10 protein-coding genes and 2 tRNA genes are annotated in these 13083 nt (G+C 70.7%); 7 read left to right on the top strand and 5 right to left on the bottom strand.

From position 1 onward, the window contains the following. Positions 1–99: 99 nt before the first annotated feature. Complete coding sequence (locus tag AB0B48_RS27550) at positions 100–864, bottom strand: class I SAM-dependent methyltransferase (protein ID WP_357206543.1); 765 nt, start codon at positions 862–864, stop codon at positions 100–102. 70 nt (positions 865–934) lie between these two features. Here AB0B48_RS27550 and AB0B48_RS27545 point away from each other — a divergent pair, with 70 nt between their 5' ends. From AB0B48_RS27545 to fxsT, 3 genes are all read left to right on the top strand, one after another. Next, positions 935–1366, top strand: a complete 432-nt coding sequence (locus AB0B48_RS27545; protein WP_357206541.1) for a CU044_2847 family protein — start codon at positions 935–937, stop codon at positions 1364–1366. A 63-nt stretch (positions 1367–1429) separates the two neighbouring features. After that, a complete protein-coding gene (locus AB0B48_RS27540; RefSeq protein ID WP_357206539.1) occupies positions 1430–2404 on the top strand; it encodes a trypsin-like peptidase domain-containing protein in 975 nt (324 codons plus the stop codon). Further along, on the top strand, positions 2401–5601 hold the full coding sequence (gene fxsT, locus AB0B48_RS27535) for an FxSxx-COOH system tetratricopeptide repeat protein (RefSeq protein WP_357206537.1): 3201 nt from the start codon (positions 2401–2403) through the stop codon (positions 5599–5601). Before AB0B48_RS27540 ends, fxsT begins: the two co-directional genes overlap by 4 nt. A gap of 25 nt (positions 5602–5626) precedes the next feature. Here fxsT and AB0B48_RS27530 read toward each other — a convergent pair whose 3' ends face one another. From AB0B48_RS27530 to AB0B48_RS27520, 3 genes are all read right to left on the bottom strand, one after another. Continuing rightward, on the bottom strand, positions 5627–6727 hold the full coding sequence (locus AB0B48_RS27530; protein WP_357206535.1) for an HEXXH motif-containing putative peptide modification protein: 1101 nt from the start codon (positions 6725–6727) through the stop codon (positions 5627–5629). Positions 6728–6813: 86 nt separating this feature from the next. Further along, positions 6814–7008, bottom strand: coding sequence for a hypothetical protein (locus AB0B48_RS27525; protein WP_357206533.1), 195 nt, complete (start codon positions 7006–7008; stop codon positions 6814–6816). Positions 7009–7152: 144 nt separating this feature from the next. Beyond that, complete coding sequence (locus AB0B48_RS27520; RefSeq protein WP_357206531.1) at positions 7153–9303, bottom strand: M14 family zinc carboxypeptidase; 2151 nt, start codon at positions 9301–9303, stop codon at positions 7153–7155. A gap of 288 nt (positions 9304–9591) precedes the next feature. On the opposite strand from AB0B48_RS27520, the gene AB0B48_RS27515 reads away from it, so the two are divergent. Next, entirely contained in the window at positions 9592–10101 is a 510-nt protein-coding gene (locus tag AB0B48_RS27515; protein WP_357206529.1) for a SigE family RNA polymerase sigma factor, read from the top strand. Continuing rightward, positions 10098–10928, top strand: a complete 831-nt coding sequence (locus tag AB0B48_RS27510) for a hypothetical protein (protein ID WP_357206527.1) — start codon at positions 10098–10100, stop codon at positions 10926–10928. Before AB0B48_RS27515 ends, AB0B48_RS27510 begins: the two co-directional genes overlap by 4 nt. A 69-nt stretch (positions 10929–10997) precedes the next feature. Here the strand turns inward: AB0B48_RS27510 and AB0B48_RS27505 are convergent. After that, positions 10998–11071: transfer RNA gene (locus tag AB0B48_RS27505), tRNA-Gly, on the bottom strand. A 333-nt stretch (positions 11072–11404) separates the two neighbouring features. On the opposite strand from AB0B48_RS27505, the gene AB0B48_RS27500 reads away from it, so the two are divergent. Together AB0B48_RS27500 and tig are read left to right on the top strand one after the other, a co-directional pair. Next, a tRNA-Pro gene (locus AB0B48_RS27500) sits at positions 11405–11478 on the top strand. A 138-nt stretch (positions 11479–11616) separates the two neighbouring features. Next, a complete protein-coding gene (tig, locus tag AB0B48_RS27495; RefSeq protein WP_357206525.1) occupies positions 11617–12963 on the top strand; it encodes a trigger factor in 1347 nt (448 codons plus the stop codon). Positions 12964–13083 lie beyond the last annotated feature (120 nt).

Raw genomic sequence — 13083 nt, 5'->3', positions numbered from 1 at the left:
CGCTGCTTACCCGGCCGGCCGCGGTTCATCCGTGGCCGGCCGGTCCGACCGGTACTCCTTCGTGGGCTTGCGTGATCCCGATGTCGTGGAGCCGTTCGCTCAGTGCCGGGGTTTGTGCGCCCGGACCAGGATGCGTTGGGCGTGGGCCACGAACGGCCCGTGGCGACGGATGTGGTCGTGCAGATCGGCGAGCCGGGCCCGGTAACGGTCCACGGTGAAGTCCGGCACCGTCCAGATGACTTTGCGGAGGAAGTGCACCACCGCTGCCACGTCGTTGAAGGTGGTCGGCAGCGCCTCGTGCCGCAGCTCGTCGATGACCAGGCCGGCGGCTCGCGCGTCGGCGGCGGCGCGGGCCGGGCTGCGTTCGTCACTGATCTCGCGGGGACCGGTGAGGAACTGGGCCAGCTCCCGGTTGGACCCGGGGCCGATCTGCTGGGCCAGGTACCGCCCGCCGGGAGTGAGCACCCGTGCGATCTCGTCCCAGAGCACGACATTGGGATGCCGGCTCACCACCAGGTCGAACGTCTCGTCGGGAAACGGGAGCGGAGCGTCCTCGGCAACGTCGACCACCCGCACGCCGCGCGGTTCGAGCGCGCGTCGGGCCAGTTGGAGGTTGGGCGGCCAGTGTTCGGTGGCCACTGTCAACGGGGGGAATGCCGGCACCTCGGAGAGCACCTCGCCGCCGCCGGTCTGGATGTCCAGCGCGGCGCGGGCAACCCTCATCTGGGCTGTCATGAGTTTCAGATATCCCCAGGACGGCCGCTGTTCTGTCGCGCGGCCGTCGAACCAGGAGAAGTCCCAACCGTCCACGGACGCGTCGACGCCTTCTCGGAGCAGATCCTGGAAGGTCGCCGTGTCCTGCATTGCGTCAGGCTGACAGGCGGCAGTGGTGATGGCAAGCGGATGTGTCCCGTGTCGGCGCAGGGTGCATGCAATGACTCCTGTCAGTGATCTGACACCAATTCCGAACGATCTTTCGGTGAGAATTTGTCACGTGGCGGATCTCCTTCGTTTCGAAACTGATCAGGGCGTTCTCCTCGTCGAGGAACACGCTGGCACCGATCTGGAACGGGTTGGTCTGCTCGACCGGATCCGCCCCGCCCGGGAGACGCTGGAAACGGCACTGGCCCACATCAAACCCGCGCTCGACGCGGCGCTGGGCGTGGTCCGCGGGGTGGCGGTGCGCCCCGATCAGGTGGAGGTCGAGATCGGCGTCACCCTCACCGCGGAGGCTGGTGCCGTCGTCGCTCGCACCAGCGCACAGGGCCACCTCAAGGTCAAGCTGATCTGGACCTCGCCCGTCCCCGCACTGCCGTCGCCGGATGAGGACGGGCCCGACGCGCAGGAGAACGCCGCGCATGACTGAGCGCAACGTCGGCCTCCGCCCTCCGGCCGCCCCGGCCGAGTGGTTGGCGTTGGCGGAGCACGGATGACCGGCACCCGGTCGCTCGCCGGCCGGGTGCGGATACTCGGTGGCCAGTCCTCGTCGGTCGTCGGCGCGGGCATCCAGTTGACCACTGACCTGGTGCTGACCTGCTGGCATGTGGTCGATGACGGCACCGGGACCGGCCCGCCCGAGGTGCTCGTCGACACACCGAGCCACCCCGGCACCCGGGTCGCCGCCGAGGTGACCTGGTCCCGGGGCGTCGGCCCGGCCGGCGACGGCGACCTGGCGGTCCTGCGTTGCACCACACCGCTGCCGTCCGCCCCCGCCACCCTGGCCGATCGTGGCGACGACGAGTTCGATGTGCGGATCGTGGGCTTTCCGGCCAACACCCCGGCGTCCGTCATGGTGCTGGCGCGGGCCGTCGGTCCGGTCGACGTCGGCACCGGATGGCGTCAACTCGACCGACTTTCCCCTGCCACGGCCGGAATCGACAGGGGGTTCAGCGGTTCCGGGGTGTACGCGTCGGATGGCGCCGTGGTGGGCATGGTGCTGGCCCGCGCGAGCGTCGGCCAGCAGCTGGTCGGCTGGATGTCGCCCGTCGGGCAGTGGCGCACCCTGCTGCCGCCCGGCCTGTTGCCGCCTGCCCTGCTGCCGCTCGGCCCGCTGGCGGCCGACACCCGGGCGACGCCTCGACCGGCGCCCACGCCGCTCTCATTCGCGCAGAAGATGGCGCTGGCCCGACTGCTGGAGGAAATCCCAATACTCCGGCACCCCGACAGTCGTCAATTGGTCATTCAGTCGCTGCCGCCGCACATCGGTCGGATGGTGAGACCATTCGGGCCGTTGGGTCTCGACATGTTCGGCCTGATTCGGACGGGCTTAGAATACGAGGACGGGATCGCGGCTCTCTATCGCGTTCTGCTGTTGACGGAAGGGCCGGCGAGTACGCCACTGCGGGCCTTCCGTGACCTTGCCGAGAGCCTCGGTCTGCTGACGGGTACGGAGGACAATCGGTGACGACGCCCCGGATGCCGAGCGCCCAGGTGCAGGCCATCTGCGACGCACTGCTCTCGATGAGTTCGATCAATGACGGGAACACCCGTTCGCTCTACCTCGACGAGGTCGAGGGGGAGCTGCGCAAGCGACTGTCGGTGCCCCGGCACTCCGAGGTCCGGTACGACGTCTACCGCATCGTGCGCGCCTGCGCTCAGGAACCCCGGGGCGTGTCGATGCTGTTGCAGGTCATCGCCAACTTCCATCCGGGCGCCAGCGCGGTCACCTCCGCCCAGCAGATCTACCTCTCCTGGCTCCTCGCGCAGTTGCTCGCGGACGTCCCGCCCGAGGTGCTGACCGACGCCGTCACGGCAGTCGCGGATCATCCGCTGTCAGCGGAGGACCTGCCCGACCTGGTGGAGGCCGTCGGCTGGCAACCGGTGGGTGACTGGCAGGTCCCGGCCGTCGTGGCGCTGGCGGGCCTGGTCCTCGCCGGCATCGAGTCGGACAGCAAGCCGCTCGAGCAGTGGTTGCGGGAGGCGGCAGCGGTCCTTCGGCTCACCACCGCCGACCTCGACGATCTGCGCGTGGCTGCGAAGACGCACTGGACGTCGCTACGATCCCCGCACCAGGCGGCACCGGCCGAGGCCGGTGGAGAGGAACCTGAATCCGACATGCGCAGGACGATCATCATCGAGGAGACGACGCCCCAGCGATCCCGAACTCTCATCCGGGGCGGCGTCCCACCGCGCAACCTGTACTTCACCGGCCGGGAGAAGCAGCTCGTCGCTCTCGACGAGCTGCTGTCGTCACAGCACCGGGCCTCGGTGCTGCCGGAAGCGGCGCTGCGCGGTGTCGGTGGGGTCGGCAAGACCCAGCTCGCTGTCGAGTTCGCCTACCGGTACGCGGACCGTTACCAGCTCATCTGGTGGATGGCCGCGGAGGATCTCACTGCGCTGCGTACCTCGATCGCGGCCCTCGGCGAGCGGCTCGGCCTGGCCGCGAGCGCCAGCCTGGAGCAGACCGTGCGGACGGTCCTCGACTCGCTGTCGACGAGTTCGCTCAGTTGGCTGCTGGTCTACGACAACGCCGACGACCCGCACGAGTTGGCCCCGCTCATGCCCTCGTCGAACCTCGTCGGCGAACGCGGCCACGTCCTCGTCACGTCACGGAACATGGCCTGGTCGGCGAGCGCCCTGACCCTGGACGTCGACGTGTTCACCCGAGCCGAGAGCGTGGAACTGCTGCTCAAGCGGCGTCCCGCGACCAGCCCCGACGACGCCCGCCGGCTCGCCGCCGAGCTCGGCGACCTGCCACTCGCCCTGGAACAAGCCGTCAGTTGGTTGCTCACCATGCTGTCGTCGGTCGACGAATACCTCGTCGACCTCAAGGAACACGCTCGGGAGCTGCTGGGCGAGGGGCAACCCCGGCAGTACCGGGGCACCGTGCTGACCGTGGTGTCGATGGCGCTCGCCGCGGTACGCGAGCAGAACCCGGCCGCCGCGCAGCTGATCCAGCTGCTCGCCTTCCTCAGCCCCGACCCGGTTCCGATGCGCCTGCTCTGGGAGGGGCGCCGCGCCGGGTTGGACGAACCGTTGCGCACCAGCCTCCAGGAGCGCAACGACATAGCCCGGGCCATCCGGCAACTGGCGTCGCTCGGGCTCGCCAAGGCGGACAATGCCAGCCGGCACGTACAGGTGCACCGACTGGTGCAGGCGGTCATCCGGGAAGGGCTCGCCGAGCAGGGCGACGACAGCCCGCTGACGAACGCCCGCCGGCTGCTCGCCGCCGCCAACCCGGGCTTTCCCGACGACCGCAGCACCTGGCCCCGCCATGCCGACATCGCGCCGCACGTCCGTGTCGCCGGTCTGATCCACGGTGACATCGACGCCCGCCGGACGGCGATGGACCAGCTGCGCTACATCTACAACCTGGGTGACTTCGAAGGCTGTCGGGACTTCGCGGAGGAGATCCTGGCCGCCTGGGACCAGCCCGGTCCGGACGGCCAGCGCAGCGGCGATCCGCTGACCCTGCTGGCGATGCGACGGTACGCGGACGCCCTGCGGCTGCTCGCCGACCCGCGCGCGGCCACGTTCGGCCTCGAAGCGCTGGAACGGATGCGGACGAGCCTCGGTGAGGAACACGAGTACACGCTGGGCGCGGCGAACAGCGTCGGCGCGGACCTGCGGCGCCTCGGCGACTTCGCGGCGGCGGCCGACCTGGACGGGCGCAACCTCGACGTGCACCGCCGGGTGCTCGGCGACGGGCATCCGAGCACGCTGCGGGTGATGAACTCGATGGCGATCAACCTTCGCCTGAGCGGTGACTTCGAAGGGGCGTACGAACTCAACCTCGAAGTGGCGCGGCACGCCGGTGCGGCCGCGGAGGACGGCACCTATTCACTGGTGCTGGCGCAGGAGGCCCAGGCCCGCGACCTCTACCTCCTGGGCCGGTACTCCGACGCCCTGGAACTGCTGGACAGCTCCCTGCCGGTGCAGCGGTCGCTGCTGGGCGCGGAGCACCTCACCGTGCTGCGCGCCACCTGCATCCACATCGCCTGCCTGCGCAAGACCGGGCGGCTCGACGCCGCCGTGGCCGAGGGCGCGGCCAACTACCGGCTGGTGACCCGCCGATTCGGGACCGATCACGTGCTGGCCGCGGAGGCGGGCATGACCTGCGCCAACGCCATGCGCGCGGCGGGCGACGCGACCCAGGCGTACGCCCTGGCCGCCCAGGGGCACGCCACCTTCCGAGCCGTCTTCGGGGAGCGGCATCCGGTCACGCTCTGCGCCGCTGTCAATCTCGGGGTGATCCTGCGGGCTCGCAACTTCGACCGGGAGGCGCGGGAGTTGGGTGCGGCCACCTTGCAGGCGATGGGCGAATCGTTGCCGCCCACCCATCCGTACCTGCTGAGCGCGCGCTCCGCGCAGGCGATCAACCTGGTCCGGTCACACCGGCTGGAGCAGGCGCAGGCGCTCTCCGAGGCGATCCTCGAGGATTCACGTCGCCTGCGTGGTCCGGGGCATCCGTACACGCTCTACTGTGCGGTCAACGCGGCGGTCGACCTGATCGAGGTGGGCGAGGAGGCTCGGGGCCGCGAGCTGCTCGACGAGGCTGCCGCGGCGCTGGAGGCGTTGTTCGGGCCGGACCACCCGGAGGTGGACGCCGCGCGCGGTCAACGGCGCATCGAGTGCGACATCGAGACCGTCGGGCTGACCTGACGCCTCACCCACCGGTGGCGGCCGTTCATCCGGTGGGGATCGTCGGTCGGCGGGTGCGCTCGGCTTCTGCCACCTCCCACCGCCCGGCGGCGTCGGCGGACGCCGGGACCGGCACGGCGGCCAGTCGGTCGATCCGTTCGGCCAGGCAATCTGCCCAGAGCCGCCCGGCCGAGGTGAGACTTCCGGCCCGGGCGAGCTCGACCAGGGCGCGCTCCAACTGTGCGCGTACCACAGCGAACCGCGCGGTGGCCTGGGCCGTCAGCTCCGGATGGGCGCGCAGCGCGGCCCACACCTCGGCGACGGCGGTGAACGCGTAGGTGCCGTGCAGCAGCCCGCCGATCGGACGTGGGTCAGGACGCCAGGGCGCGAAGTACCGCTCCGGGTCGACGGGTTCGTGCAGCCGGACCAGGCCGAGGACAGCGTTGAGTTTGCTGTGTTGCAGCTCGTGCACCATCGTCACGGCCAGATCCACCGGGTCGAGGTTGGCGTCGGCGGCCAACGCCCCGAAGGCGTCGGCGTGCGTGACACTGTGCCCACGCTCGGTGCCGTCGGCCAACGGTACGAAGGTGCTGATCCCGGCGGCCACCTCGGCGGCGTGCGTCGGGGCGTACCCGACGAGCAGGTGCCAGGCGTGCCCGACGGACCGTTCCAGCTCCGCGGCCTGCGGCGCGGAGAGCCGGGCGGCGACCGGCAGCCCGAAGCAGTCGCGGTAGGGGTCCAGGTCGTCGACGCGGAGGTCGAGGGTGACCGACTGGTCGGTGAAGCGCCACCAGCGGGTGGGCGTCCACCGGCGCCCGTTCAGGTCGGCCGGCGTCACCGTCGTGCTGCCACCGTGTCGACGCAGCACCCCGAGGCCCGGCACCGGCACCAGGCCCGCACGCGGCGTGACCTGCACCGCCGCGTCCGACAGTCCGCTGAGGGCGGCCGCCGCGAGCGCCGCGAACGGAAGGTAGTCGGGTCGGCCGGTGGCGCCGTGCCGGACCCGATCGATCGCCCAGACGGCCAGCCACGGGTGGTCGAGCAGCACGTTCGCGGCGGTGGGGTCGAGGCGGTGGGCGTGGCCGAGCAGGTGCGCCGACGCCGCCAAGGCGTCGTCGGTGTCGGCGAGGCTCTTGAGGACGAGCATCGTTCGGTTGCGTTGCGCGCGCCGCAGAGCGCGGACGGCAGCCGGGCCAGCCCCACCGTCGGCCAGGCGGGTGAACTCCGAGCGGGTCAGCTGGAGTCGGCGCCGGGGTCGAGGAAGCTGTTCCAGCCGGTCAGCGTCGTCTGCCGGGGACTCTTCAGTGTCGCGACCAGTTCCTCGATCCATCGGGCCAGTTCCGGATCCTCGTCGCGTAGCAGGTGGCTCAGACCCTGCGTCAACACGTCGACCACAACGAGGTGATCAGGTGCGGGTTGCTCAGTCATCGATGTCCCGGGTCGGCGCAGGCGTGCTGACATGAAAACACGTCAACGTCTGTGATCACCATCGGCTTACCGTCCGTCACCGCGGGTCGCGTCATGGGCCGTACCGCCGCCGGCTGCTGCCGGCGGCGGTACGGGACCCGCGGGTCAGCCGGCGGCGGCCTCGGCGGCGGCGTAGTCGCGGGCCACCCGGACCATCTCCACCAGCCCGTGGGCGTACTCCTGGGATTCGCCGTGCGCCTCGTCGAACGGCGGCTGGAAGCCGACGCCCTCCCACTGGTTGGTCGCCGGGTTCCACAGGTCGTTGCCGACCTCGAAGTCCCAAGCGAAGATGCCCAACTCGTAGTAGAGCTGGTCGGCCGAGTTGCCGGCGGCCGAGTAGAGCACGTCGGCGACCGGTCCGGTCTGTGACGGCCAGGTGACGGTGCCGCGCTCCTGGGCGATGGCGCCGACGATCCGCCGGGCGCTGTTGAGGAACAACGTCGACTCGTCGATCGACGGTCGAGGCAGGGTGACCCTGCCGTCGGCCCGGTACGCCCCCGGCGGCCACATGAAGTACCCGCCGTAGGAGTGCACGTTCATCGCGAACTTGATGTTCGGGTGGTCCTGGGCGAGCGCGATGACGTTGCCGCTCTCCGCCTCGGACAGCTCCGCCGTGCCGGCGTAGTTGCCGGAGAGGCAGTTCGCGCTGGCCCCCACGTAGCCGTCGAAGTACGACCCGACGGTGTAGTTGCGGTTGACGTCGACGCCCCACGAGGTGCGGTACTTCGGGTCCCGTGCCGATCCCTCGCAGTGGTTGACCAGGTTCTTGCGCTGGAAGTTGTAGTCGTTGAACGAGTAGTTCGCGCCGTCCGGGTTGACCACCGGGATGACGAAGATGTCGACCTGCTCCAGCAGCTCACGGGTGGCCGGGTCGGTCCGGGCGTTGGCCAGCATCCGCTCGGCGAACTCCAGCGTCACCAGCGGGGTGGCCCATTCCCGCGCGTGTTCCTGGGAGTACGCGAGCACCCCGACCCGCGAGCCGTCCCGATGCACGCCGAGGCGCAGCGCCTGCACCGTCCACGGCCGTGCCGGCACCTCGGTGCCCTGGAGGCCGTCGTCGAGTCGGGTGGGGCCGGCGACGGGCATCGGCAGCCCCGCCGAGCCGTCCTCGACGGCGGCCCGGAACCGGTCCGGCTGACGGGCGTTGATCGCCGCCGCGACCTCGTCGGTGGTGCTCACCGTCTTGCCGGCGGTGTCGGTGGCCAGTGACACGGTGAGGACGCGGTCGCGGTAGCCGACGGTCAGTGGGCGGTTCGCCCGGCCCGGGTCGACAGTCCGCACCTGTACGCCGTTCATGTTCTGGTCGCCGAAGCGGACCGACTCGACGACCAGGGCGGCCACCGCCGGGTCGCCCAGGTAGCCGGCCGCGTTGCGTCGGTATCCCTGGGTCTTGTTCGGCAGGTCGATCACGTCCACCAGGTCCCGGTACTGGCGGGCCAGCCGCTTGATCCGCGCCTGGATGTCCACCGGCGTCAGGTACGCGTCGATGAAGTCCTTCTGGTAGCCGGCCGGCAGCGGCGGCGGAGAGGCGTTCGGCCAGAGCGTCGGGGTGATCGCCCTGCTGACCCCGCCGAGGCTGGAGGTGGCGCTCAGCTGAACCGGCCGGCTCGGCGCCGGCTGGGGGAGCGCGTAGTGGTACTGGTACTCGCCGGAGTCCTCGAACCGGTACAGCGGGAACGAGCCGGTGGCACCGTCCGCCGTACGCCAACTGACGGTGATCTCCACGTCCGGGTCGTCGGTGGCGGTGGTGGCCACCTGGGCCTGAAGGAAGGTCTGTCCGGTCGTGGTCCACCAGTACGCCTGCTGCACCTGGAGGGTGTCCACGGCAGTGGCGCTGGCGGTGGACCGCTGACCCGCGGCCGGAGCGCGCAGCCCGGCGGCGGTGCGGGCCTGAGCCGCGCGGACGCTGTCGGTGTAGTGCCGGTTCCCGTCCCCGGCGCGCTGCACGACCTGCACGGCCGTCGCGCCCTGCGCGGTCAGTTCGCCGAGCTGCGTGCCGCTGAGCACCAGGTCGGCGATGATCCGGCCGTCCCGCGTCCGGGGCCGGTTGGCCAGGTCCGCGCCGGTGGCGACGAGCCGGTCCAGCTGGGCCTGATCGCGGAGCTGAACCCGGACCACTGCGGTTTCGGTGGCGCTCAGGGTGATCGGGGCGGCCGGGGCGGCGGGTGCGGCCGCGCCGGAAGCCGGATGGGACAACACTGCGCTGAACAGGATCACTGTGGTGGCGGCAGCTGTCCACCGTCGTCGGACGATCATGTGCCCTCCTGTGACGGACGTCGATGTGTCTGGTCCTTACACCAGTGCACAGATCGACACCTGTCAAGAAGGGCGGTGCCTCGCCCCTGCGGCGAGGGTGACCGGACCTCAGCGCGTTCGGCCTCGGGTGAGGTGTCCCGCTTGTTCTCGCACGTCGTGATCGTTGCCCACGCTTGTAGCCCTCGGGCGTCGTTCGGCGTTGATCCCCGTGACATCTGCGCGAGTTCCGGAGCAACCCTCTGAGCCAGACCCCGCGTGACTAACTCGAAACGGGGATCGGAGGCCTGAATGAGCGATCGCGACGAGGCGTTCGCCGAGTACTTCACGGCAAGGTCCGGTGCCATGCGCGGCACCGCGTACCTGCTGTGCGGCGACTGGCACCGTGCCGAAGACCTGGTCCAGACCACGTTCGTCAAGCTCTACCGGGTCTGGAACCGGATCTCGCGGCACGAGGTGCTCGACAGCTATGTGCGCCAGATCCTGATCCGGACCTTCCTCGACGAGCGCCGCCGCGGCTGGTGGCGGCGTGAACGGGTGGGTGGCGAGGACGCCGAGCAGGCGGCCCCGTCCGACTCGCCGGAGAGCCGACTGGTGCTGCTGCAGGCGCTGGCCCGGGTGGCACCGCGTCAGCGGGCCGTGCTGGTTCTCCGGTACTGGGAGGACCTGTCGATCGAGGACGTCGCGGCGTTGCTGGAGTGTTCTCCGGGGACGGTGAAGAGCCAGGCGGCACGCGGGCTCGAGACCTTGCGCGGCCTCCTGGCACCCACCTACAGCGGGATCGAGATGGGGGAGCGATGAACGAGCAGGAGTTGCGCGAGGGGCTGCGCAGCGAGATGGCGGAGACAACCCCGCCACCACCATTGAGTACGACAGCCGCGCTCGGCGCGGCACGGCGGACGCACTTCCGCCGACGGGCGCTGTTGGCGTCCCTCGGTTCGGCGGCTGTCGTGCTGGCCGTCACCGGCTTCGCGGCCGTCGCCACCCCGGACGGCCACGTCTACCAGCCGGCGGGCCAGGGCCCACTGGCTTCTCCGGACACCAAGGAACCGTGGCCGACCGGGCCGGACGGGCAACCGCAGGAGGACCGGACCGCGCGGGCCGGGTCCAAGTACGACCAGGGGGTTCACCTGCTCACCGAAGCTGTCTCGGTCATACCCTCCGGCTACAGCACGCCGGAGGACCCGCCGAACCAGTCCGCCGAGGAGCGGACGCTGCGGACCCACCAGGCGCAGTTCGAGGACAAGGTGGACGGCGTCGACGTGTGGAGCTATTCGTCCTCGGTGGCAGTGGCCCAGGGTGAGGGCACCGGGCGCGTGATCGTCGAGGTGCACGCTGCCGGCAACCCGCTGCCGACCGAGCCGTGCGACCTGGCCCAGAAGTTCTGGAGCATGCGGGGCGAGTGCCAGGTCGAGACCGTCGGCGCCATGCGGGTCGGCGTGGTGGTCCGACCGACCGACGACGATCGGCTCGACCAGTGGTCGGCGTACCGGCACCCGGACGGCGTGGTGGTCTTCGTGGCGCAGGCCGCGCGGCTGGACGAGAGCCGGCCGGGGTTGACGAAGCTGCCGTTCTCCGTGCCGCAGTTGGCTGCCCTCGCGGCAGACGAGCGGTTCCACCTGAAGTGATACGGCGACTCGGCCTCGCCGAGTGGGCCCAGGTGCCGCCCCCGTGCGGGCCACCTGGGCCTTCGTGCGTGGAGCGGGCGACGAGAATCGAACTCGCGTAGTCAGTTTGGAAGACTGAAGCTCTACCATTGAGCTACGCCCGCGTGCATCCCGCCGAAACGGGACGCGCCCCTAGCGTACCCAATCCTGTTGCCCGACGCGTAACCGCGTCACCGCCCCGCGGCGTCGCGTCGTCCGCGACCCGGCGGCACCGCGACCCGGCGGCACCGCGACCCGGCGGCTCCGCGACCCAAGATCCGCGCAACATCCGGGATGTAGTGGCCTCGCCGCGCGCGGAGACCACCACATCCGTGAAGTTGTGCGGATCTTGGCGGTACGGGAGTGGGGGCTAATGGTAATTTTCGGGTGATGTGTCCGGGTGGGGGATGCCCCGGCACCGACTGAGGCGTGGCGACGGCATAGACTGCACGTCGCCACGGGGTGTGGCGCAGCTTGGTAGCGCACTCGCTTTGGGAGCGAGGGGCCGTGGGTTCAAATCCCGCCACCCCGACTGTCGTCCGCGGCCGGGCCGCCCCGGGTGCCGCCCAGTGCGGCTCCCGGGCGATGCCGGAGCGTCAGGCCGGCTCGCCTACACTCGATGGGCTGAATCACGCCCAGACTCAACTGAGATCCGTCAAGGAGTACGCCTGTGAAGAGCACCGTCGAGACTCTGAGCCCGACGCGCGTGCGGCTCGCCATCGAGGTGCCGTTCGTCGAGCTCGAGCCGAGCCTCAAGAAGGCGTACCGGGAGATCGGTTCGCAGGTCCAGGTTCCGGGCTTCCGCCGGGGCAAGGTGCCGACCGCGGTGATCGACCAGCGGGTGGGCCGGGGCACCGTCCTCAACGAGGCGGTCCAGGAGGCCATCCCGGAGAACATCCTCGCCGCGGTGCGCGAGCACGACCTGAAGACGCTGGGGCGCCCGGAGGTCGAGATCACCGAGTTCAACGACGGTGACTCGCTCAACTTCACGGCCGAGGTCGACGTCCGCCCGGAGATCACCATCCCGGACGCGAGCACCATCGAGGTGACCGTCGACGAGCTGCAGATCGACGAGAGCGAGATCGACGAGCAGGTGAAGAACCTGCGGGAGCGTTTCGCGACCCTCAAGACCGTCGAGCGGGCCGCCGCTGAAGGCGACTACGTCCAGATCGACCTGAACGCCACCGTCGACGGCGAGGACGTGCCGGGCGGTCAGGCGAGCAACATCTCCCACGAGGTGGGCAGCAAGCAGCTCCTGCCGGGCCTGGACGAGGCCGTGGTCGGCCTCGCCGCCGGTGACGACACCACCTTCACCACCCAACTGGTCGGCGGCGACTTCGCCGGCCGGGACGCCGACGTGGCGGTGACCGTGCGCACGGTCAAGGAGAAGGAGCTGCCGGAGCTGAACGACGAGTTCGCCCAGATGGCGAGCGAGTTCGACACGATCGAGGAGCTGCGCGGCGACCTGCGCAACCGGGTAACCCAGGGCAAGCAGGTCGAGCAGATCTACGCCGCTCGGGACAAGGCCCTGGCTCAGCTCGTCGAGGCCGCCGACATCCCGGCCCCGGAGGGTGTCGTCCGCGAGGAGGTCGACAGCCGCAAGCAGGCGATGGTCGACCAGCTGGAGCGGATCGGCGCCTCGATGGAGGAGTACCTCGCGGCCGAGGACAAGACCGAGGAGCAGATCGACGCCGAGCTGACCGAGGCGGCGACCGAGGGCGTCAAGGTCCAGCTCCTGCTGGACACGCTGGCCGACGCGGAGGACGTTCAGGTCTCCGACGACGAGTTCGGGCACGAGATCGTGCACCGGGCGCAGCGTGCCGGGATGGCCCCGCAGCAGTACTACGACCAGCTGGTGCGCTCCGGCGCGGCCGCCGCGGTCTTCGGCGACGTGCGGCGGGGCAAGGCGCTCGCGGCCGTCATGGAGAAGATCACGATCAAGGACTCGGCCGGCAACGGGATCACCCTCGACGCGCTGCGCGCCGCCAACGAGGCGGAGCACAACCACGACCACTGATCGTCGGGTGCGGCCGGCGGGCCCCCCCGCCGGGCGCCGCGGGGGCGGGGGGGCGCCCCGGGGCCCCGCGCCGCCCACCCAGCCCCGGGGGGCCCCGCGGGCCCCGCCCCCGCGCGGCCC

This window comes from Micromonospora sp. NPDC049089 (assembly GCF_040648775.1).
In the GTDB taxonomy this organism is placed as follows: domain Bacteria; phylum Actinomycetota; class Actinomycetes; order Mycobacteriales; family Micromonosporaceae; genus Micromonospora.
Note: the sequence above shows the minus strand (reverse complement) of the source record. Positions and strands in the feature narration are given on the sequence as shown.

What these genes read in the sequence shown, in the direction of transcription:
- AB0B48_RS27550 (WP_357206543.1), bottom strand. Translation starts at nt 864, where the DNA reads ATGCAGGACACGGCGACCTTCCAGGATCTGCTCCGAGAAGGCGTCGAC.
- AB0B48_RS27545 (WP_357206541.1), top strand. Translation starts at nt 935, where the DNA reads ATGACTCCTGTCAGTGATCTGACACCAATTCCGAACGATCTTTCGGTG.
- AB0B48_RS27540 (WP_357206539.1), top strand. Translation starts at nt 1,430, where the DNA reads ATGACCGGCACCCGGTCGCTCGCCGGCCGGGTGCGGATACTCGGTGGC.
- AB0B48_RS27530 (WP_357206535.1), bottom strand. Translation starts at nt 6,727, where the DNA reads ATGCTCGTCCTCAAGAGCCTCGCCGACACCGACGACGCCTTGGCGGCG.
- AB0B48_RS27525 (WP_357206533.1), bottom strand. Translation starts at nt 7,008, where the DNA reads ATGACTGAGCAACCCGCACCTGATCACCTCGTTGTGGTCGACGTGTTG.
- AB0B48_RS27520 (WP_357206531.1), bottom strand. Translation starts at nt 9,303, where the DNA reads ATGATCGTCCGACGACGGTGGACAGCTGCCGCCACCACAGTGATCCTG.
- AB0B48_RS27515 (WP_357206529.1), top strand. Translation starts at nt 9,592, where the DNA reads ATGAGCGATCGCGACGAGGCGTTCGCCGAGTACTTCACGGCAAGGTCC.
- AB0B48_RS27510 (WP_357206527.1), top strand. Translation starts at nt 10,098, where the DNA reads ATGAACGAGCAGGAGTTGCGCGAGGGGCTGCGCAGCGAGATGGCGGAG.